The organism is Streptomyces sp. NPDC091377, assembly GCF_044757045.1.
Taxonomy (GTDB): Bacteria; Actinomycetota; Actinomycetes; order Streptomycetales; family Streptomycetaceae; genus Streptomyces.
The window spans coordinates 1-19,930 of the sequence record NZ_JBIVUE010000039.1 but is presented as its reverse complement, the minus strand read 5'-3'; the positions used below and the strand labels follow the sequence as shown (position 1 = coordinate 19,930).

Here is a 19,930-nt window from a genome sequence, read left to right as displayed (position 1 = left end):
CCTTCCGCGAGGACGCCTCCAAAATCTGCACCCGGCACCTGCCCCGCGTGATGGCCGGCCTGCGCAATCTCGCCATCGGCGTCCACCGCCAGGACCGCCACACCCACATCGCCGCCGCCCTCCGCCGCACCGGCCGTGACCACCAGCGGCCCCTCACCGCCCTCGGACCGACCTGACGAACCCGGACACAAGATCACTTCTCAAAGACCCTGCCTCAATCCCAACACCGTGGCGGTCATCCTGGACTCCCAGTCCGTTAAGGGCGCCGAGACAGTTGTCCAGGACACCCGGGGCTTCGACGGCGGAAAATTGATCAACGGCAGGAAGAGGCACCTGGCCGTCGACATGCGCGGCATGGCGCTGACCGTCATGGTCACCAAGGCCTCGCCGCACGACAGCATCCCCGCCCGTGACCAGCTCTTCCGCCTGCGCCTGACCCATCCCGAACTCGCCCTCGCCTGGGCGGACTCCGCCTACGGCGGAACCCTCGTCGACTGGTCCCACTCCTTCCTCGGCATCACCCTCAAGACAGTGCCCCGCCGCAAAGACCAGGACGGATTCGCCGTCCTCGCCAAGCGGTGGCGAGTCGAGCGGGCCATCTCGTGGATCATGAGAGCCAGGAGAAACGTCCGCGACTACGAAAGGCTCATCTCCCACAGCGAGGCCCACATCACCTGGACCTTCATCACCCTCATGGTCCGCCGCCTCACCCGCCCTCCCCGGCCACCACGCGCGTCACCACACCCCGTCGAACCGGTGAAAATGGCTGGCAAGCCCAAGCCCATACGTATCCGGCGGATACAGCCAGAGACGATCCGACTGGCCCCCAACGCCTTGCGCTGACCAGCGAATGAGCGTGACACATCCCATCCATCAGTAGTCGGTGAGATTCACGATCACATCGCAGTGCGGATCGTCGGAAGGCATATGCAAGTGCTCGTTGGCCAGGAACGCTGGTGACACCAGAGCGCCGGTCAGGCCGGGCCCCGTGTTGCTGATCAGTACGTCCACACCATACGTGCGGTCCCGCTCAGGTGAACGAAAATAGAGGCGCATGCGGTCGTCGCCCGTGATGACCGCGCCGATGAACAGCGGTTTCCACGACACGTGCGTGGTGACAAAGGAGCGGACGAGATCGAGCAGACGGCCGATGGCCGCCTGCTCGACGCCTGGTTCAGGAGAGTTCACAGCTTGGCCCATGCCGGACACTTGTTCCCCGGTTGGTTGTGGCAGTACGCCGTGATGACGCCGATCTTCTGACCGCGACCGGCATCATAGCGGCCATCTGTGGTCTTGCGCGTGTACTGCACGACCACCGTGAACTTCACTTGACGTGGCCTGGGGACACCTGTCTCAAATACGACCCCGTCGTACTCGAGGTGTCCGTGGTGATCGTCCCGGTCCACACGATCATGCAGGGCCGCATACAGGGTGGAGCACTTCTTGATGTTGTGACGGCCGGTGAAGTGATGCCAGCCCAGCTCCGAGTTCCCGTAGCGGGTGACGATGTGTCTGCCTTCCCGGTCGTCTGTCTGGCACTTGACCCGCTGGTCCCACGGGTGCGGCTGCACGGGCATGGGGGCGGCGCTGGCAGTCCCCGTCATCAGCGAAGCGGCGAATGCCATGGCGGCAGTGAGCGTCATGATCTTCTTCATGGAGAAGATCACATCATTAGCTCACCGATCAACAACAGGCACCTATCGGACAAGAAGCCGGTTTACGGAAAGATTGCCTCCCATGGTGATCAACCTGACCGTTACTCAGTCCGTCTGAATGCCGCTACCCCTCGGCTCGAAGCGACTGCACTTCACCATTTCCCACTCGCGCTACGGAACGTCACAGATCAAGGGTTCTGACACAGCTTCCTATCGCCTACGCAGCACGAGCGCCTTCTCCGGCTGGTCGAGGTAGAGGCCCCGGTCAACCTCTGACCTTGGCGATGAACAGCAATCGCTCATCGCCAAGTCCGTCCAGCCGGCACACAAGGACAAGCCACCAGATGCGGACCCAGTCCGCGGTGTCCGTAATCGGCGTGGCACCTCCATGATCGAGTGTCCCTCGGCGGCGCAGCGGGAGGATCTCGCCCCGCGGGAGGGCCTGACACCGTACGACTCAGTCGACGTCGTGGAGAGAACCGGGCATCAGTCAGCCACACACGGGACAGACTTCAGAGATGTGGAGAAGAACCGCCGAGGAGAGCCCGGCCCAAGAGGGTACGCTTCGGGGGCAAGGCTAAGGCCGCGCAGCACACCAAGACCTCGAGTGGTCGGCCTTGATCAGTGGGTGGTGGAGCCCGCGCATCGTGCTTCCCCCGAGGGGCGGCTGCTGGATGGACAACGCAGCCGAACCACACCCAGCACTACCTGGCGAACGAACCCGTGCCGCAGAGGACCTAGCAGTTCTTTGTCGCGAGCTCGGTTCTGGCTCTGGCTCAACGGCAGCCGTTTGGTTCCAGCGAGCTTGTGCCAGCGGACTGCGAGTGGCAGTCCACGTCCACGTCGTGGGATCGCACCACCACGTTCTCACAGCCGACCTGACGCATGTCGGCGCGCTGCAACCATGACCAGGGCCGGGCCTTGTCCAACGTGGTGAGACGGAGGAGCTGTTTTGTAGCAGCAGAGGCCTTCGGCAAGACCTCAGAAGCCAGGTAGTTGCGTTGATGGCCTTTGTTACACGGGCTGAGTCTAACGAGCTCGTGCACGGTAGGCAGTGAGACGTCGAGGACGTCAGTGGGGCTCGGGGTTCACATCTGCCGTGCTGATTTGAGGTCCGTGATCTGTTGGTGGGACAGCAGGCCGGCGATGGCTTGGACGGTGTCGCTCATGTGTTCGCGGCGGCCGAGGTGGCGGGCCAGGGCCCGCCAGTTTTTCAGGTGAGCGATGCCGTGCTCGACGCGGATGCGGCGTGAGGAGTGCGCTTTGCGCTGGCCCTCGTAGATCTCCTCGTACCAGTCCGGGGCGTTCTTCTTGAACTTGCGGTGCGGTGGTGTCGCCACGCGTCCGCCGGTCTGAGCACCCAGACCCTGGTAGCCGGCATCGGCGAGGATCTCGACGGCGGGTCCTTCGGCCAAGAGCTTGACCAGCCCTAACTGGCGGGCGTGGGTGATGTCTGCGCAGCTTGCGGGCTTGGTCGGGCTGCAGAACAGCACGCGGCCTTCGTCGTCCGTGACGACCATGGATTTGACGGCGTTCTGCTTGTTCTTGCCGGAGATGAACTTGTCCCGGTCCTTGCGTCCGGCGGCCGGGCGGCGGACTCGGATCTCGGTGCCGTCGATGATGCCGGCCTTCCCGGTCACGCCGAGATGATCAACGACTTCGGCCAGACTTCGCAGCCGCACGTCCGGGCTGACGGTGCACCCCCGCTCGGCGAGCAGGGGCCGTACCTCGCCGATGGCCCGGGTGATGGTCGAGCGGTCCACGCCGAACCAGCAGGCCAACACATCGTGAGTCGTCCCGTGACGGAGATGAACCAGGCTGGCGAGCAGCCGATCGACAAACACCAGCCGGTGCTTTGCACCGGCGCCCACTGTCCGCTTCCGCTGCCTGGAGGCGAGCCTGGCCTGGTGGCGCTCGTGCCACAACGTGCCGATCTCAGGAACGAGTTCAGCGATCGCATCTGCCGTCAGGCCCGTGATCCGCCGGTTGCTGATGATCACTGCACGAGTCGCATTCCCCACCACACAACCATGATCAACGATCAAGAGCCCGACGTCTCACTGCCTACCGTGCACGAGCTCGTTAGGGGAGCCCGACAGCCGCGAATCATGTGTTCGGTCATGCAACTTCAACGCCCTTAGCATCCGCTGGACTTGATGCCTTTGTGGGCAATGCGCCCCAGATCCGATTGCTGTCCTGGCATTTCTGCAGGCGCAGCCTCGCGACCCACCGCTGCCAATGCCTCGATAGCAGCGGCAGTCATCACTGTAGCCTCTCGGCTTTATGAAAGATCAGCGACGGAGAGTTACAGAAGGCTTCTCTCCGAACCTTTCGCGGTACTGGATAGCGAATCTACCAGGATGCAGGAAGCCCCATCGAGTCGCAATCTCCGTGACGCTTATGTTGCTGGGATCAGATTCCAAGAGATCGGCATGTACGCGGAGGAGCCGTACTTCACGCAGGTAGGTCATGGGAGTGGTGTCAGCGTAACGACGGAATCCGTCCTGCAGAGCACGCACTCCAGTACCTACCGCCTCGGCGATGTCTGCCACGGTGAGCGGTTCAGCGGCATGTGCTTCAATTATCGCCATCGCCCTTTGAATCGATTTTGGAGCGATGGGAGAGTCCTTCATGAGAATTTCGCTATATGTGTTGGACTGTGCAAGCAGGAAACGCTGAAATACCAGACCTTCCAACTCCTCTATAGCGAGCGGAACTGCTTCATACGTAGAAAATTCATTCACGAGTAGGTCGATTACATTAAGCCAGGAGCGAGCTGCCGGAGAGGTTAGCTCCATGCCCAGGTGAAAACGCAATGGGCGATCCAGAGTCCTCCCCAGAGTGCGACGAAGGTGGCCCTCCATGCTTTCGCGATCAAGGCAGATAATGAGGTGAGGAGTGGTCTTCTCCCATTTCATGTCCACCCGGTCCGTGGGATGAAGAACCGCCGCCTTCACTGGATTGGCGTCTATTGCCTCACGAGCGCTGACAATTTCTGACCGTCCGGCGAGGGGTATGTGAACCAGGAAGCCTGTACTCGGCCTACTGGTGACTATGCGAACGCTTGAGCCGTAGTCCACATAGGTCAAGCTCATCCCCTTGCCTGTCACCGAATGAAGCCGGGCGCGGAACGGTGAAGTCGCACTTTCGGGGACTAGTTGATGGTCACGAAAAACGCTGCTTCCGGCCAGGCGCGCCTCTTCGACGTCGTCTGTTGCTATGATCTCGTAACGAGCCAAAGGTGGACCTGCAGTTGTTCGGTCTGCCCCTCGAATCACTTGCATGGCTGCTCCCTTGCAAAAGGCGACGACAGAGGCGACGGTCAGTGATCATAGAAGTCTACGGTAGGTTTTGCGGCGTCGAACTGTGGTAGTGTACATGTGAATCCGTGACTACTGCCGGGTTTGTATGAAAACCCAATATGCGTCAGCTCGGTTCTCTTGCGGTAATGATAGCGACTGGTCTCCTGGTCTCCTGTAGCAGGCAGCCAGAGGATCGATGATCGGAGCAGGCTCGAGCCGTCCTGGCTGGGTCATGGCCTTCCCAAGTGTCCACAATTTTGGGGAGACTACCTTCAAGTTGAACGCGGGCAATTGGGGCGCCGTCCCGTACGGAGTTGGAGCGGTTCTTCTTCCCTGGACGACGCGGACCGGGAGTTGAGGGAACCGAAGCGGCGGTCTCACAGCCGACTGTGCTTCGCGGTACAGGTGGCGACCGTGCGGTATCTCGGGTTGTTTCTGGACGACCCGACCGACGTACCGCCCGAAGTTGTCGCCTACCTCTCGGAGCAGCTCGGCATCACGGATAGCTGGGTGCTGAAGGCGTATGGCGAGCGAGAAAAGACCCGGTTCGGGCTAATATGGGAGCTGCGGAAGCTCCTGGAGGACACGGAGTTCGCCGAGGCGGAAGCCGAGTACGTGTGAGTGGACGCGCGGGCCTATGGGCTCGCAGAGAATCAACATGCCAACTTGATCTTCGTGTGGCTGCGGTTGGTGAGGAACGCGGTGACGTCGGTGGGCGTGCGGAACCTGGCTGTCGAGGGCGGGATGGTGTGGCCGTGCTCGGCGAGGAGGGGCTGGACTTGGTGAACAGCCCTGGTGAGGGTGCTGCCGTTGACTCCGAAGAGCTGGGTGATCAGGTCTCGGTGGCCGAGTTTACGCAGGTAGAGCACGGTAGCCAGAACTCTGTCGGTGGTGGTCAGCTTGTCCTTGGCGCCAGCCCCGCGAGCACGGAGGCGTTCGCCTCTTCTCTGCCGGGATCGCCCGCTTTCCCGCCGTTCATCGAGTTTCTGGGACAGCCGGTCGACGAGTTCGTCCAGCGCCGATTCGGTCATGCCAGTCAGTTCCGGGCTGCGAAGACCGTTGGCGAGGTGCCACGAGGACGAGTTTTCGGCTGCCGACGGACCCTCGGCCGCGCCCGCTGTGTCGTGCTGTTGCGGGTGGAGGGTGTAGTTCCAGTCGCCGTGGAAGCGGTACCTGCGCATGGGCAGGGCGTCGATATCTCTGTCGGTGACTTTGATGCCGGTGTCGTAGGTGCCCGGGTCGAGTTCCGCATGGACTTTCAGCCCGGCGTAGGTGGTGGTTGCCGCGATGCTGTTCACAATGACGTCGTGGCTGGTCAGGGACCTGCCGCGCCAGTTCAGGGAGGTGTGAGAGAACAGCCGGTGGTGAAGTCGGCCCAGAGCGCGGTCTCGTCTTTCGATCGAACCGTTTCTCTGGGCCTCTTCCCGCACCCGGCGTGCCACTCTCGCGGCACCGGGCGCTCCACAAGTCCCTTCCATCTGCCCATAGTTGTCTTCATTCGGCGGATGGCCAGGGAGAAGGGATGACCGTTCCTCGGTATCGGCACGGCACGGAGATCCGGGTCCCCCGGCCCGCTGCCGGACGCAAGGACCGGGACAGGTTCATCTCTGGCAAGAACAGGCAGAACGCCGTCAGATTCATGGTGGTCACGGACGTCGAAGACCACGTCCTGTGGTGCAGTCCAGCCCGTCCCGCAAGCTGCGCGGACATCACCCACGCCCGCCAGCTGGGGCTGGTCAAGCTCTTGGCCGACGGGCCCGCAGTGGAGATCCTGGCCGATGCTGGCTACCAGGGGCTGGGTGCCCGGACCGGTGGACGGGTGGTGACGCCGCCGCACCGCAAGTTCAAGAAGAACGCCCCTGACTGGTACGAAGAGGTCCACGAGCGCCGGTGCAAGGCGCACTCCTCACGCCGAATCCGGGTTGAGCACGGCAGGGCCCACCTGAAGAACTGGCGGGCCCTGGCCCGCCACCTCGGCCGCCGCGGGCACATGAGCGACACCGTCCAGGCCGTCGCCGGCCTGCTGTCCCACCAACAAACCGCAGACCTGGCCTCGGGGCGGCAGATGTGAACACAGAGCCACGTCGAACCCCTCGACGCCTCACCGCCAACCATTCACGAGCTCGTAGAAGGTGTCCCGTAACTGCTCTTGGACATGCCGGATGACCTGCTCGTTTACCTGTCATCCGGCGAGGGTGAGGCTATACAGGCGGGTGACGCCGAGCATGGCGTGGTGGACACGGTCGCCTCTGAGGAGGCAGTCGCGCAAGATCTCCCAGCTCTTCATGCGGGCGAAGGTGTGCTCGACGCGGGCGCGGAACTTGCGGTGGGAGGCGTTGTGTTCCTCCTTCCAGACTGGCAGTTCCTCGTCGTTGTGTCGGCGGTAGTGCGGAATGGTCAGGCCGGTGCTGCGGTAGCCGCCGTCGGCGATCACTGTGGGGGGTGGTGCCGACTGCGGCCTTCGCGCCGGACTCCTCTCAGGCCCGGCAGTCGTTGCGGTTGCCGGGCAGAGGCTTGCCGACGGCGACGACCAGGCGGTGTCGGCGTCGATGACGACCTGGTGGTTGGTGGAGTAGCGGTAGTACTTGCTGGAGGTGGCCACGGCCCGGTCGCGGGTGGGCACCAGGCGTGCCGTCCACGATGAGCACGCTCTCCTTGCGGTACCGCCGTCGGGGCTGCAGGGCGAGAGCCGGTCCGAGGTGGTCGACGATCCGGTCGGCTGCCGACTTGGAGATGCCGAACAGCGGGGCGAGCTGGCGCAGGGTGAGGTTGGTGCGCCAGTACGCGGCCAACCAGCAGCACCTGGTCGTCCAACGCCAGCGACCACGGCCGGCCCTTACGGACCGGGTCGGCCCCCTCACGCCGCAGTGCGGTGATCAGCTCGTTGAACTGCCGCGGGCTCAGCCCGGTGAACAGGCCTATCCAGGAGGGCTCCGACGCCGTGATCACATCAGCCACGACAAGATCATCTCATTCCTGACCAGCAGTTACGGGACAACCACTAAACTTGACTCTGAAGCTTCTATAGATCGTCAAGCGGTCGGAGACGACCCAGGTGGGGCAGTAGTCCGGGAAGGCGTGCTCAAGGTGGTCCCGGCCATGACGCGGCGAGTGATCAAGCGTTTCTACCCCGGAACGGTGCTGACCGCCGCGAGGGGCCTCCCCTGCGTCGGGAAGTCTCTTCTGCAGCGCAGCGTCATCAAGATCGGTATCCCCTGGGCCGGCGTTCCCCTTGCGGTGGCCGTGAACCGCTATACGACACTGCTCGCGGGGCGGCACGCGCAAGCCGTCTTCCGCAACGAAGCGCGGGTGTCGGCGTACTCGCCTATGCGCGGAGCCGCGTACGGATGAACGTGCAGAGCTAAGGAGACCTGTGAAGCGCCGGCCTCGTTGTTCGAGATGATGGGGCGGTGTCTCTCCGCTACTTCAATCAGACCGGCTGGACCGCGATCTTCAATGGCACCGACACCGAGATCGGCCGCATGGTGCGCGTGGAGGGCTGGGACCAGGCGACCGGGACGGCTCTTGTGGTCGATCCCAAGCGTGGTGCCCTGCGTCCGGTGACAGATTACGAGGACTTCTCCCACTTGGAGCGAGCCGACCAGGTCGTGGCCGCGGTGCCTGGTGGAGGGTGGCGGGTGCGCTGGAAGGACGAGGGCCCGGGGGGAACGCCGCTGACGGAACAGGTGCTGGCCTGGCTCATCACGTCGCAGGGGCGGGCGACGGCCATCACGGTCGATGCCCAGGGGCATGTCGAGGATGCTGATGGCGCCGACGCCCTCATCCCGCCGGGCGAGGACCCGGTGTCTTGATCGCAAATGGTCAGGCCACGGCGTTCTCTCGCTCGATGGCCTTGAGGCGGTTCTTGAGCCGGTAGCTGGGACCGTTGATGGAGATGACCTCACAGTGGTGGAGGAGGCGGTCGATGATTGCGGTGGCTAGTGTCCTGAGTCAGGAATTCGCTGCGTAGGTCGGGGTCGATTCGGCATGATGGCCGGGTGGCGAGGATGGGACGGCCGAAGGCTGAGCTGGTGCTGACCGATGACGAGCGTGAGACTTTGGCGCGTTGGGCGAGACGTCGAACGTCCTCGCAGGCCCTGGCCCTGCGGTGCCGGATCGTGCTGGAGAGCGCAACCGGTGCGTCGAACAAGGGTGTTGCGGCCCGGCTGGGCGTTGAGGCACACACGGTGAGCCGGTGGCGGGCCCGGTTCGTTCGGGACCGGCTGGAGGGCCTGACCGACGAGCCGCGTCCGGGCGGCCCCCGGAAGATCACCGACGATCAGGTCGAGGAAGTGGTCGTCAAGACGCTGGAGGCCACACCGAAGGACGCCACGCACTGGTCGACGCGGTCGATGGCCAAAGAGGTGGGCTTGTCGCAGTCGGCAGTCTCACGGATCTGGCGGACCTTCGGCCTCAAGCCGCACCTGGTGGGCACCTTCAAGCTGTCCAAGGATCCGCAGTTCATCGAGAAGGTCCGTGACGTGGTCGGGCTGTATCTCGCTCCGCCCGAGCACGCACTGGTGCTGTGCGCTGACGAGAACACGCAGATCCAGGCGCTGGACCGTTCGGCGCCGGTGCTGCCGATGATGCCGGGCATGCCCGAGCGCCGCACCCACGACTACGTGCGCGGCGGCGTCACCACCCTGTTCGCAGCGCTGGACACCGCCACCGGCGAGGTGATCGGCCAGATCCACCGCCGGCACCGGGCCGTGGAGTTCAGGAAGTTCCTCGTCCGGATCGACAAGGAGGTGCCCGACGGGCTGGACGTGCATCTGATCTGCGACAACGCCTCGACGCACAAGACCCCCGCCATCCAGCGGTGGCTGGCCACGCATCCGCGCTTCCACGTGCACTTCACCCCCACCAGCAGCTCCTGGCTCAACCAGGTCGAGCGGTGGTTCGGCCTGCTCACCGACAAGCAGATACGGCGAGGCGTCCACAAGAACGTCCAGGCCCTGGAAAAGGACATCCGCACCTGGATCAAGACCTGGAACGAAGACCCGAAACCCTTCGTCTGGACGAAGACCGCGGACGAGATCCTCGAACGCCTCGCCGGATATCTGAACCGAATTCCTGACTCAGGACACTACTGATCCTTTCGTAAGTTCGGTGGGTGTGGTGGGCTTGTGGGTGGGAGGCTGTCGGGGTGGCGTATCAACCTTCCTCTTCGGTTGCTGGCTCCTCCCTTCCTCCTTTGTCTCGGCCTCAGTTGGCGGAGGCGCGTCGTGTCCGGGCGGTCGAGTTGTTCGAGGATGGTGTCTCGAATGTGGAGATCGCGCGGGCGGTGGGCGTGTGTGCCGAGAGCGTGCGGCGATGGCGGCGGGTGTGGGAGGAAGGTGGTCCTGCGGCCCTTCGTCGGCGTGCGGCCACCGGGCGTCCGCCCAAGCTGAACGACGCCCAGGTCGAGGCGGTCCGGGTCGCGCTGGAGCGAGGTGCCCGGGCGCATGGTTTCGAGGCCGATCTGTGGACCTTGGAGCGAGTGGGCGCGGTTGTTACCCGGACAACGGGAGTGGTGTTGTCGAGGGCGTCGGTGTGGCGGCTGCTGACCGGCAGGCTCGGATGGAGTCTGCAGCGGCCCGGGCGCCGTGCGGTCGAGCGGGACGATTCCGAGATCGCCCGCTGGATCGCGCACGAGTGGCCGCGCATCAAAAAGGGGCCGTGAACACACGTGCCTGGATCGTCTTCCTCGACGAATCAGGCGTCTCCCTGCTGCCCCAGATCCGCCGCACCTACTCGCCCCGGGGCCGCACTCCACTCCTGCGGCACCGGCTGAACTGGAAACGCGCGTCGATGGCCGGGGCACTGGGCTACCACTCCACCGACCCCGACCGCGGGGCCCGCCTGTGCTTCCACCTCAAACCCGGCAGCTACGACACCACGGCACTCATCGAGGTCCTGGAGCAGATGAAGCTGTTCTACTCCGGCGAGCGGGTGGTCCTGGTGTGGGACGGACTGTCTGCTCATTGGAGCCGGGCGATGCGCGCCTGGGTGGCCGAACAGGACTGGCTCACCCTGGAACGTTTGCCCGCCTACGCTCCCGAGCTGAACCCGGTGGAGCTGTTGTGGTCGTCGCTCAAGAAGCGCGAGCTCGCCAATCTCGCCGGCGACCACCTCGCCGATCTCGCCGACGCCACCGAACAAGGCATCCACCGCATCAACCACAACCCCCAACTGCCATGGTCATTCCTCACCCACACCGGCCTGACCATCCACCCACCACACCCACCGAACTTACGAAAAGATCAGTAGGACTTCATCGCCGAAGACTTGGCCCCATTCGCTGAAGGTCTTGATCGAGGTGAGGATGATCGAGCCCTTCTCGTAGCGCTTCGAGATCACCTGGAAGACCAGGTTCGCCTCAGCTCGTTCGAGGGGTTGGTAGCCGACCTCGTCGACCACGAGGACGCTGGGCCGCAGGTAGGTGCCGAGCTTGTTCGTCAAACGCCCTGCGGCCTCGGCGGCCTTGAGGTTGCGGACCATGTCGTCGAGGCTCGTGAAATAGATCGAGTAGCCGGCCCGGCAGGCCGCGACCGCCAGGGCGACAGCGATGTGTGTCTTGCCGACCCCGGGCGGCCCGAGCAGGGCGGCATTGGCCTTGGCCTCGACGAAGGACAAGGTGGCGAGGTCCTTGACCTTGCGCGGGTCAAGGTCGGGCTGGAAGGCGAAGTCGTACTCGTCCAGCGTCTTGTGGTGCGGCAGCCGGGCCAGCCGCAGGCCCTGGCGGAACCGGCGGTCGTCACGGACGGCGAGTTCCTCCGACAGCACAGATCGAGGAAGGCGAGATAGCCCATCTTGCCCTCGTCAGCCCGCCGAATGTACTCGTTGATGGTTTCGGTCAGGTGGGGCAGGCCGAGCTTGCCAGCCGTGTTGCGGATGCGGGTGGAGACCAGCTCGCTCAAGACGTTTCCTTCGTGCTCGGACGGGTGGTGAAGGGACGGGTGCCAGTCAGTTCGGCATAGACCGACAGCGGACGGCGGCCGACCTCGATGCGGGGGGCGGCAGCCCTGTTCAGCAGGGCCTGCAGCGGCCCGGCCACCTCGCCCAGAGGACGTTCGCGCCGGGGCTGGGGGACGGTCGCCGGTGGTGGTGCGGGGGCCCTTGCCGGTGGGCAGGCCGTCCCAGTGGGTCTCCTCGACGCCGCGGACGCCGCGGCCAATCGCCCGAGGGTGTGTGGCCAGCAGCGTCCAACCGTTGGCGTCCACGGCGGTCGCGTGCAGCATGATCTGTGACTTCGTGGCCCGGATCTCAACCAGTTGCCGGGGGCGGACTCGGCGGGCGGGCACCAAGTAGAGGTTGCCGCCGAAGGCGACCAGGCAGTCCTTTCCAATGGGCCGCAGATGTCGTTCGGCCACCAGATATGGGGTGGGCGGCAGTGGCTTGAGGGCCGCATGGTCGCGGGCCGCCCGTTCGTCGATGACCTCCCGGTGCGTCTTGTGGAGTTGGGCCCGCCGTTGCGGCACCCAGGCGGCGAAGGCCGCGTCCATCTCCTCGATGGAAGAGAAGGCGCGGCCGGACAGGAGGTGGTCGCGGACAATGAGGACCTGGCGTTCGACGCGGCCTTTCCCGGTGGGCCGGTAGGCGGCCAGGACGTCGAAGTCGAAGTCGTAGTGGTCGGCGAAGCCGACCGCTTCCGGGTGCAGCGGAACCGCCTCGCCTGGGGCGACGTGGCGTCTGATGACGGTCTTGGTGTGGTCGTAGACGATCGTTATCGGGACACCGCCGAAGTGGGCAAACGCACGACGGTGGCAGTCGAAGAAGGTCTGCAGGTCCTGGCTGGTGGTGAAGCAGCAGAACGGGTCGCGTGAGTACGACAGCGTCATGTGGAAGGAGTAGACCTTCGCGATGCCCATGTGGGCGAGGATCTTGCCCTCGTCGCCCCAGTCCACCTGGGCCTGGGCGCCCGGGATGACCTCGAAGCGGCGGTGCATGCCCGCCAGCTCTTTCGGCGTGATGCCGAGTTCCTCGGCGATCCGGGGCCGGGCTTTCTGGACGTAGAGCTTGGTCCGCTGGTAGTTGCCGGTGAACCCGTACTCCTGGGCGAGCCGCTCGTGGATCACGGCGGCCTTCATCAGGATCTCCGCCCGCAGCATCGAGTCGACCAGCGGCGCGAACTCGTCGATCACCCTGACCCGGGACCTGCCGTTCGGCGACCGGAGCGGAGGCGAGGCGGGTCCGTCTGCTGACAGATACTTGCTGATCGTCCGCCAGTTCAGGCCGGTCTCCTTGGCGACCTCGGTCAGGCTCATGGCTCCGGACTCGACCAGGCCACGAAAACGCCGTAGTTCCAGCCAGCGCTGCGGATCCAGGACCACGACCACCCCATCTCTGCGACCTCGACCAACAGGTAGCAGAGTGCCGAATCCCGAACCTCAGCACCTCAGGAACTCTGCACGTTCATCCGTACGCGGCCATGCACGTTCACGTGTACGCCGACACGCAGGTGATCGAACTCGCCGAGAACCTGAGCAGGCGCAGTCAGCACCCGCAGCTGATGCTGTGGGTCGCGTGGCCTGTCATCCGGGCGAACCACAAGACCGCCGACGAGAAGACGCTGCTGATGCGCCACCTGACGAGGCTGGCCCGGGAGCAGCATCAGGTCGTCGACGAACAGCTCGCCAACCTCGTCGACTTCGACCCCGTCAAGGTGTGGCGGCGCATAGACGCCGAGCGAGGGGATCTGAGCGACCTCCTCGAGGTAGCCGACCGGGTGACCTCTGTGGATGGCGCTATCAACGCACGCGAGGAAGCCGTCATATCCGAGCTTCGACAGCGCTGCCGCCGAGGCTGCCGCCACTCTGCCACCTGGCAAAACTGTGTAACACGCTTCAAAGCGTGTTACACAAGGTCGCGTTGGGGCAGGTCAGGGCGAAATGAGGTCGTGGAGCACGGCTGCCTGAGCGAGTCTGACCTGCCACGAATCCTTCCGGAGCGGACTCCCACCCGCGATGGTCCGGGAGACTCTGGATCGGTGGCCCACGGAACGTGCTGGTGGGATGCCTGCGCAGTGACGGTGCTCTCGATTGGATCAGAGGGATGAAGGCATCGGTTGTTCCGAGTTCTCGTGGGGTAGGGCCGTAGGAGCAGTAAGGGCCGTCCCGTTCGCCCATGTCTGGGTAGGAGGACGGCAGGTATGGCGTGCCAGTTGATCAAGGGATCAAATTGCCGCCCCATTTCAGGTTGCCTTCGTAGTCAGCGCATCGGCATTGCATGCGATTTGACGGCGCACGTCTCGCGGCAGATGGGAAAGCGATTCGAATGGATCGTCGAGCCCCATGGGGAACGGGTAGTCGCTACCGAGCAGCAGATGGTCGGCGCCGAAGGTCGCCATAGCGAGGTCGACGACCTCTGGGCGATGCCCCAGGCAATCGCTCCACAATCGGCGAACCATCGTTGTGGGGTAGGCGGTGCCTGGCAAAACTCCCGGGCGCTGCGTTTCGACACCACGCGACCATCGCCCGACGACCGCTGGCACTATGCCTCCACAGTGCACCAAAACAATCACCAGGTGGGGATGGCGAGCGAGAACCCCGCCTAGCACAAGCTGCGCGACCGCGATGCCAGTCTCGATCGGATTACCCAGCAGGTTCGACAAATAGTGTGGCCCCAGTCGCGCGTCAGGCGACTCCCCGGGGTGCAGTAGGAGAGGCTTGTCACGCGCCTCCAAGGCCGACCACACCGCCGTGAATGCCGGGTCGTCTAGCGCAAGCGAGCCACCGCCGGCCGAGGCAGTCCAGCCCACCGAGTCCTCGACCGCCTCGATCAGCTCGAGAGCAACATCAGGCTGGTCGAACGGAAGATACGTCAGCCGACCCAGCGTGTCGTTTCCGGCTAGCCGCGCGCGAAGACCATCGTCAAGTGCCCACACCCAGGTTCGAGTCTGCTCGTGCGATAGGTGCTGGCGGTATAGAGGTGGGGGTGCCGACACCCATGCCCGGTCCACTCCCTGCTGGACTAGGTGCTGTGTCAGCCGCCGCGGGTCATAGAGACCGGGAGTCGCGACGCGATGACCGTCAACAACGAGGCAGTCGCTACGATCTTCTTCAACTCCTTCAACGGTGCGCGTCAGAAGGGGTGCCAAATGGGTGTGGACGTCGGTGCTGCACCGGTCAGTCATATCGGGTTCCTGTATTCCCTATCCGTGTTGTGGTTCGGAACTATTAAGGGGCTGGGTTTCTGGGCACGCCAAGGCCGTCAGCCGCCACGCGATCTGGCGGGAGCGGCACGACCAGGACTGCCGCAGCCCACGAACCGTTCGTGCACCATCCGCCGCTGCCGCCAGGGGCCAGGGGTTGCCTTCGCTACGCCAGCCGGTGTCGTTCGCCGCCTCGGCGTATCGAAGGGAGACCTCGCAATGGAGAGCGTCACAGACAGCGACCGCTCCGACATTTGAGCTTCCCCCGCTGCGCGAGAGGTACTGATCAGCAGGTCAGGGAGGGTTGACGGGGTTTCAGGTTCGTTCGGCCGCTGCCTGGTCGGCGTAGTGCTTCTCCTCGAACTCGATCGTACTGAGCCAGCCGAGCCGCTCTCGGATGCGCCGCGAGCTATAGAAGCCGTCGATCTACTCGAAGAGCGCGAGGTTCGCCTCGGCCCGGGTCGCGAAGACGCGGCCGCGGACGCCCTCCGTCTTGATCAGCATCCACAGATTTTCTGCCAGGGCGTTGTCGTACGAGTCCCCGACCGACCCCATGGATGCCTCGATTCCCGCTCGCACCAAGCGAGTTGTGAGCTTGATGGACGTGTTCTGGCAGCCGTGGTCCGCGTGGTGAATGAGCTTACCGGGCTCGACCTCACGAGAGGCGAGGGCGCACTCCAGCGAGGAGAGGACCGGGTCGGCGTCCGCGCGGGCAGCGGTCTCCCAGGTCACCACCCGCCGCGAGAACGCCTCGCGGATCGCAGACATCCACAACGGCCCCCCACCGGTGGTGATCACCGTGAGGCCGGTGACCCACAGCCGGTTCGGCGCCGGTGGCGTGAAGTCGCGGTTGACCAGGTCCGGAGCCAGAGTGGCCCTGGGATCACGGCGCGTGAAGCCCTTCCGGCGCGGGCTCACACCCGCGATGTCGGCCTCGCGCGTCAGCCGCTCGATGCGCTTGCGGCCGATACGGGTGCCCTCCCGCCGCAGGGCGGCGTGCACGCGGGACGATCCGTAGATCCCGCCGAAGTCGGCGTGGATGTTCTTGATCTGCTCGGTCAGCTCGGCGTCCCGGCGCTGGTGTTCACACGGTTCCTTCTCACGTTGGCGCCACCGGTAGCAGGACGAGGAGACGACGTGCAGTTCCCGAAGTATCGACCATGGCTGCTCCCAGAAAGTACTCGGTGGAGTTGAGTGAGCGTGCGGTACGGATGTACCGGACCGCTGACCCGAAGCCGCAGATCAAGAAGCCCGCCGTCGACCTGGGCGTGCATCCGGAGGCCCTGCGCGGTTGGATCCGGCAGGCCGAGGCGGGCGCCGACGAGCGCGACGACCGGCTCACCACGGACGAGCGGGCCGAGCTGATGGCGCTGCGCAAGGAGAACCCCCAGCTCAAGCGGGCGAACGACGTGCTGCGGACGGCCTCGGCTTTTTTCGCGGCGCAACTCGACCGACCCGGGCCAGGTAACCGCGCTCGTCGACGAGCACCCTCATCCGGGAGTCGAGTGCGGATGTTCCTCTCATGAGAACCATCTGACCCTGTGGCAACACACTCCGTATCTCGGGGGAACCTCAATTACGAGCCTTCTCCGTCGCGAACCGCAGAGATGCCGGACTGGTCAAGCCGGACCAGATGACTCGACGTCCGCTTGATATATTCCCTGCGCCCTGCAGAGCCATGACTGCGTCAACGAATGTCAACTGGCCCGAGCGCATGCCCATGACTTTCGAGCGAACCTTTTATTGGATGCATAGCTCTCGAGGAAGTGAACCAGCTGAGAGAGCCAGTCTTGCTGAAATCCGTCTGCAATCAGTGATTACCCACGGGCAACTCAGGCCGTCGAGTTGGCGGACTTTGCCCAAGGCAGCATCTTCGATTCCAGCGCTGCGACAGCATAGAACAGCACAATACTCATGACAGCCAGCGGCACCATCGCAGCGAAGGCAAGTGCAGTATCAGCATTTGCACCGGATTGCATGATGACGTACCCCAATCCAGCGGTGGAGTTGACGAACTCTGCAATCACCGCCCCGATGACTGCCAGGGAAATCGCGACCTTAAGGCCTACGAAGATCTGCGGCAGGGCATACGGTATGCGGATCTTGGCGAATTCTTGCCACTTGGTGCCGCCAAGCGATTGAAGGAGCTCGACCAACTCAACAGGAGTTGATTTCATTCCCGATGCCGTCGAGATCACAATAGGAAAGAGGCTGAGCAAGAAAGCCATCACAACCTTGGGCATCGAACCGAAGCCCATCCATACGACAAGTATCGGTGCAATAGCGATCTTTGGAACTGCATTCAGAGCCAACAGGAGAGGATAAATTATCCTCTCGATGATTCGCGAGCGCACGATAATGAGCGCGGTGGGCACGGCAACGGCTATTGCCAGCAAGAACCCCTCAACACATTCCAGAAGAGTCACTACTGTCTGCTCTAGCAGCAGTTGCGAATTTTCTGCAAATGAGTTGAAAACATCTAGAGGGCTCGGCAGGAGGAACTTCTCGACACGGAACAGAAAAGTAACCAACCACCATAGGGCGACGATCGAAGCCAGACCGAGAAGAGGCAGGCCGGCTGCTGCGACTCTACGACGCCGAGAAGAGATGTTTTCCGCACCTCCATTTCCCTTCGGAATCTCGGCCACACTTTCAGCAATCACAGAGGATCTCCTCCAACAGGAGCGCTGAGCAATTCGTGCAACTCGGTAAGGACTTGGGTAATCTGTGCCGAGTCCTTGGACACCCCCAAGCTACGCGGCCTTTGAATACTTACTTCGACGATCTGCTGAATCCTTCCAGGTCTGGGACTAAGCACAACCACGCGATCTGCCAGAAGGACCGCTTCTTCAATGGAGTGAGTGACAAAAACGATAGTTGTCGAAAGCTCCATCTGTACTCGCGCCAACTCTTTGGACAACTCCGAACGAGTCAACGCGTCAAGAGCGGAGAAAGGCTCATCCATCAGCAGGACTGATGGTTCTTGGATCAGTGACCTACAGAGCGAAACCCGCTGTTGCATACCTCCTGATAGCTCATGCGGGAACCTCTCGGAAAACCCCTTCAGACCAACCAGATCGATCAGTTCATGGGCACGGTGCCGGTACTGCCTTTGAGGAAGTCCCAGAACCTCGATCGGTAGCATGATATTGGCAATCACGGACCGCCAGGGCAGCAGGGCGGGCCGCTGAAACATAAAAGAGACGCTTCTTTGTGGGCTGGTGACAGCCTGACCGGCTACCCTGATGTGACCCGTTGTAGGGGCTACCAGCCCGGCAATCATCCGGAGCAGTGTTGACTTTCCACTGCCCGACCGACCGATCAGTGCAACGAACTCGTTCTCTCCTACGGTTAGCTCCACCCCTTCAACAGCAGGAATCGGCTCATTCGACCCTACCCTGAATACCTTACTGACGTTTATTAGCTCAATCACTTCTCGGCTCCTCGCCCAGGAACGAGAGAAAAGTCAACCACATTGTCTGCCTCGACGGATCCCTTGGGCAGAGCTTCAGCACTGGCTAGCATGCGGATAATTTGGTCGACGCGCCTTCTATCAACGGCCCCCAGCTGGCCATTGAAATCAGCCGGCTTTACATACGGCGCCATCAAGGACATTTCCGCGGAGGCAACTTCAGCGTCCTGCGTCGGCTGATACTTCCGCAGGATCCTTCCAGTCTCCTCAGGGTGGTTCACCGCATGCCTGAGCCCCTGCATCAAGGCAACGGTGAACTTCTTAACCAGGTCAGGCCGTCCCTCAGCTATCCGCTCAGAAGTGGCAATTGCGTTTCCGTAGAGAAACGGGAGTTTCTCGCCATAAGCTAGGACTACTGTTTTGCGCCCCTGTGCCGCCCTCTCAATCAGCGGAACCCCTACAACGAATTGCCCGATTCCGCTCACGCGGCCGGAAACGAGAAGCTGAGGCAGCGCTGGGGGAGCTGTGGGCACAAATTCAACACTGCTCGGCTTAATCCCAGCAGCCTTGGCGTAAACTGGAAAAAGGACCTGGTTACTTGATCCCGGCTGATCTCCAATCTTTTTGCCTACCAGATCCCTCGGGATCTTCACACCCTTTCCTTCGAGTGCGATTATCGCAGCAAGAGAGCGCTGATGCACCATGGCTACGGCGGTTACCGGCAGCTTTTCCTTGGCCTTGGTTATGACTAGCGTGCTGAAATCGCCAGCACCAAAGTCAGCCCGTCCTGCAGCGATAAGCTTGAGTACATCGACGGTGCCTGTTCCGGGGGTTATATTCACATCGAGGCCGGCTTTCCTGAAGTACCCCTTCTCCGCAGCTACGTAAACGTACGCGTCTCGACCGAAGGTATTGAATGACGTCAGGTAGTTGACCGTCTCCATGGGATTACCAGCATCAGACTTTCGAGCAGGTCCCTGACTGCAAGCTGGCAGCGTGACCATGGTTAGCCCGACGATGGCTACGCAAATCTTACGCCCGAGGTTCATATCTCGTTCCTCCACACCATCATTCAGCAACACACTTTTAAAGATTCATCTCACTTTTCAGCTTCAGCGGAGAATAAGGAAGAATAGCCGTCGAGACTATCCCTGTTGCGCGGGCGTTATCCGGAAAGCGTTGGCTTACAGCACGCTACCAGGCAGCAGGAGCGCCAACCAGTGACCGCTGATGGTGGAAGTGGGTGCCGGCTCCGCCGATCTGATGTGGAAGGTCCGCAGGTGATCTGGAAACACGTCCAGATCGAACTGCTCAGCGACTATCGGCTACGGACACAGGGTCTTTGAGAAGTGATCTTGTGTCCGGGTTCGTCAGGTCAGTCCGAGGGCGGTGAGGGGCCGCTGGTGGTCACGGCCGGTGCGGCGGAGGG

General features: G+C 63.0%; 22 protein-coding genes and 4 pseudogenes. 10 read left to right on the top strand and 16 right to left on the bottom strand.

What is annotated here, in order from left to right:
- Window positions 1–228: 228 nt before the first annotated feature.
- Window positions 229–843 carry a transposase gene (locus ACIQNG_RS38620; RefSeq protein WP_401491836.1) on the top strand — a complete coding sequence of 205 codons (615 nt, stop codon included), beginning with the start codon at window positions 229–231 and terminating at the stop codon, window positions 841–843.
- Between the two features lie 30 nt (window positions 844–873).
- Here ACIQNG_RS38620 and ACIQNG_RS38615 read toward each other — a convergent pair whose 3' ends face one another.
- From ACIQNG_RS38615 to ACIQNG_RS38600, 4 genes are all read right to left on the bottom strand, one after another.
- On the bottom strand, window positions 874–1,188 hold the full coding sequence (locus ACIQNG_RS38615; RefSeq protein WP_401491834.1) for a hypothetical protein: 315 nt from the start codon (window positions 1,186–1,188) through the stop codon (window positions 874–876).
- The gene (locus ACIQNG_RS38610) at window positions 1,185–1,655 is read right to left on the bottom strand and encodes a hypothetical protein (protein ID WP_401491832.1); all 471 of its coding nucleotides are present in this window, start codon (window positions 1,653–1,655) and stop codon (window positions 1,185–1,187) included. Before ACIQNG_RS38610 ends, ACIQNG_RS38615 begins: the two co-directional genes overlap by 4 nt.
- A gap of 1,088 nt (window positions 1,656–2,743) precedes the next feature.
- A complete protein-coding gene (locus ACIQNG_RS38605; protein WP_401491830.1) occupies window positions 2,744–3,655 on the bottom strand; it encodes a transposase family protein in 912 nt (303 codons plus the stop codon).
- Window positions 3,656–3,946: 291 nt separating this feature from the next.
- The gene (locus tag ACIQNG_RS38600) at window positions 3,947–4,939 is read right to left on the bottom strand and encodes an AraC family transcriptional regulator (protein ID WP_401491828.1); all 993 of its coding nucleotides are present in this window, start codon (window positions 4,937–4,939) and stop codon (window positions 3,947–3,949) included.
- A gap of 309 nt (window positions 4,940–5,248) precedes the next feature.
- Here ACIQNG_RS38600 and ACIQNG_RS38595 point away from each other — a divergent pair, with 309 nt between their 5' ends.
- Window positions 5,249–5,578, top strand: a complete 330-nt coding sequence (locus ACIQNG_RS38595) for a DUF4158 domain-containing protein (RefSeq protein ID WP_401491827.1) — start codon at window positions 5,249–5,251, stop codon at window positions 5,576–5,578.
- A 32-nt stretch (window positions 5,579–5,610) separates the two neighbouring features.
- Here the strand turns inward: ACIQNG_RS38595 and ACIQNG_RS38590 are convergent.
- Window positions 5,611–6,330 (bottom strand): annotated as a pseudogene (locus tag ACIQNG_RS38590) (transposase family protein); the annotation flags it as partial.
- Between the two features lie 149 nt (window positions 6,331–6,479).
- On the opposite strand from ACIQNG_RS38590, the gene ACIQNG_RS38585 reads away from it, so the two are divergent.
- Entirely contained in the window at window positions 6,480–7,028 is a 549-nt protein-coding gene (locus tag ACIQNG_RS38585) for a transposase family protein (RefSeq protein WP_401491825.1), read from the top strand.
- Between the two features lie 111 nt (window positions 7,029–7,139).
- Here ACIQNG_RS38585 and ACIQNG_RS38580 read toward each other — a convergent pair whose 3' ends face one another.
- Together ACIQNG_RS38580 and ACIQNG_RS38575 are read right to left on the bottom strand one after the other, a co-directional pair.
- Complete coding sequence (locus ACIQNG_RS38580; RefSeq protein ID WP_401491840.1) at window positions 7,140–7,508, bottom strand: transposase; 369 nt, start codon at window positions 7,506–7,508, stop codon at window positions 7,140–7,142.
- Window positions 7,435–7,749: a transposase family protein gene (locus ACIQNG_RS38575; protein WP_401491823.1), complete on the bottom strand. Its 315-nt coding sequence runs from the start codon at window positions 7,747–7,749 to the stop codon at window positions 7,435–7,437. The genes ACIQNG_RS38580 and ACIQNG_RS38575 overlap by 74 nt, the downstream gene beginning before the upstream one ends.
- Before the next feature lie 286 nt (window positions 7,750–8,035).
- Here ACIQNG_RS38575 and ACIQNG_RS38570 point away from each other — a divergent pair, with 286 nt between their 5' ends.
- Both ACIQNG_RS38570 and ACIQNG_RS38565 read left to right on the top strand, forming a co-directional pair.
- Complete coding sequence (locus ACIQNG_RS38570; RefSeq protein ID WP_401491821.1) at window positions 8,036–8,308, top strand: hypothetical protein; 273 nt, start codon at window positions 8,036–8,038, stop codon at window positions 8,306–8,308.
- Window positions 8,309–8,367: 59 nt separating this feature from the next.
- The gene (locus ACIQNG_RS38565) at window positions 8,368–8,769 is read left to right on the top strand and encodes a hypothetical protein (protein WP_401491820.1); all 402 of its coding nucleotides are present in this window, start codon (window positions 8,368–8,370) and stop codon (window positions 8,767–8,769) included.
- Between the two features lie 10 nt (window positions 8,770–8,779).
- Here the strand turns inward: ACIQNG_RS38565 and ACIQNG_RS38560 are convergent.
- Window positions 8,780–8,899 (bottom strand): annotated as a pseudogene (locus ACIQNG_RS38560) (ATP-binding protein); the annotation flags it as partial.
- Between the two features lie 65 nt (window positions 8,900–8,964).
- Between ACIQNG_RS38560 and ACIQNG_RS38555 the strand changes: the two are divergent.
- From ACIQNG_RS38555 to ACIQNG_RS38545, 3 genes are read left to right on the top strand one after another with little or no spacing between them, the layout of a single operon-like run.
- Entirely contained in the window at window positions 8,965–10,050 is a 1,086-nt protein-coding gene (locus tag ACIQNG_RS38555; protein ID WP_401491818.1) for an IS630 family transposase, read from the top strand.
- A gap of 20 nt (window positions 10,051–10,070) precedes the next feature.
- Window positions 10,071–10,619, top strand: coding sequence for a winged helix-turn-helix domain-containing protein (locus tag ACIQNG_RS38550; protein ID WP_401491816.1), 549 nt, complete (start codon window positions 10,071–10,073; stop codon window positions 10,617–10,619).
- Window positions 10,616–11,206 (top strand): IS630 family transposase, encoded by a 591-nt coding sequence (locus ACIQNG_RS38545; RefSeq protein WP_401491814.1) that lies wholly within the window; start codon window positions 10,616–10,618, stop codon window positions 11,204–11,206. Before ACIQNG_RS38550 ends, ACIQNG_RS38545 begins: the two co-directional genes overlap by 4 nt.
- Here ACIQNG_RS38545 and istB read toward each other — a convergent pair.
- From istB to ACIQNG_RS38525, 4 genes and pseudogenes are all read right to left on the bottom strand, one after another.
- A pseudogene (gene istB, locus ACIQNG_RS38540) lies at window positions 11,204–11,856 on the bottom strand (IS21-like element helper ATPase IstB); the annotation flags it as partial. The gene ACIQNG_RS38545 and the pseudogene istB overlap by 3 nt on opposite strands.
- Window positions 11,853–13,269 (bottom strand): annotated as a pseudogene (gene istA / locus ACIQNG_RS38535) (IS21 family transposase). The pseudogenes istB and istA, both read right to left, overlap by 4 nt.
- Before the next feature lie 65 nt (window positions 13,270–13,334).
- Window positions 13,335–13,751, bottom strand: coding sequence for a hypothetical protein (locus ACIQNG_RS38530; RefSeq protein WP_401491813.1), 417 nt, complete (start codon window positions 13,749–13,751; stop codon window positions 13,335–13,337).
- A 378-nt stretch (window positions 13,752–14,129) separates the two neighbouring features.
- On the bottom strand, window positions 14,130–14,822 hold the full coding sequence (locus ACIQNG_RS38525; RefSeq protein WP_401491811.1) for an amidohydrolase family protein: 693 nt from the start codon (window positions 14,820–14,822) through the stop codon (window positions 14,130–14,132).
- Window positions 14,823–14,960: 138 nt separating this feature from the next.
- Here ACIQNG_RS38525 and ACIQNG_RS38520 point away from each other — a divergent pair, with 138 nt between their 5' ends.
- Window positions 14,961–15,347 (top strand): hypothetical protein, encoded by a 387-nt coding sequence (locus ACIQNG_RS38520; protein WP_401491809.1) that lies wholly within the window; start codon window positions 14,961–14,963, stop codon window positions 15,345–15,347.
- 168 nt (window positions 15,348–15,515) lie between these two features.
- Here the strand turns inward: ACIQNG_RS38520 and ACIQNG_RS38515 are convergent, their stop codons facing one another.
- The gene (locus tag ACIQNG_RS38515) at window positions 15,516–16,232 is read right to left on the bottom strand and encodes an IS3 family transposase (protein WP_401491838.1); all 717 of its coding nucleotides are present in this window, start codon (window positions 16,230–16,232) and stop codon (window positions 15,516–15,518) included.
- Between the two features lie 17 nt (window positions 16,233–16,249).
- Between ACIQNG_RS38515 and ACIQNG_RS38510 the strand changes: the two genes are divergently transcribed.
- Window positions 16,250–16,615 (top strand): transposase, encoded by a 366-nt coding sequence (locus ACIQNG_RS38510; RefSeq protein ID WP_401491807.1) that lies wholly within the window; start codon window positions 16,250–16,252, stop codon window positions 16,613–16,615.
- A 306-nt stretch (window positions 16,616–16,921) separates the two neighbouring features.
- Here the strand turns inward: ACIQNG_RS38510 and ACIQNG_RS38505 are convergent, their stop codons facing one another.
- The 3 genes from ACIQNG_RS38505 to ACIQNG_RS38495 are packed head-to-tail and all read right to left on the bottom strand — an operon-like array spanning window position 16,922 to window position 19,445.
- The gene (locus tag ACIQNG_RS38505) at window positions 16,922–17,752 is read right to left on the bottom strand and encodes an ABC transporter permease (protein ID WP_401491805.1); all 831 of its coding nucleotides are present in this window, start codon (window positions 17,750–17,752) and stop codon (window positions 16,922–16,924) included.
- A complete protein-coding gene (locus tag ACIQNG_RS38500) occupies window positions 17,749–18,522 on the bottom strand; it encodes an ABC transporter ATP-binding protein (RefSeq protein WP_401491803.1) in 774 nt (257 codons plus the stop codon). The genes ACIQNG_RS38505 and ACIQNG_RS38500 overlap by 4 nt, the downstream gene beginning before the upstream one ends.
- The gene (locus ACIQNG_RS38495) at window positions 18,519–19,445 is read right to left on the bottom strand and encodes an ABC transporter substrate-binding protein (RefSeq protein ID WP_401491801.1); all 927 of its coding nucleotides are present in this window, start codon (window positions 19,443–19,445) and stop codon (window positions 18,519–18,521) included. The genes ACIQNG_RS38500 and ACIQNG_RS38495 overlap by 4 nt, the downstream gene beginning before the upstream one ends.
- Between the last annotated feature and the right edge of the window lie 485 nt (window positions 19,446–19,930).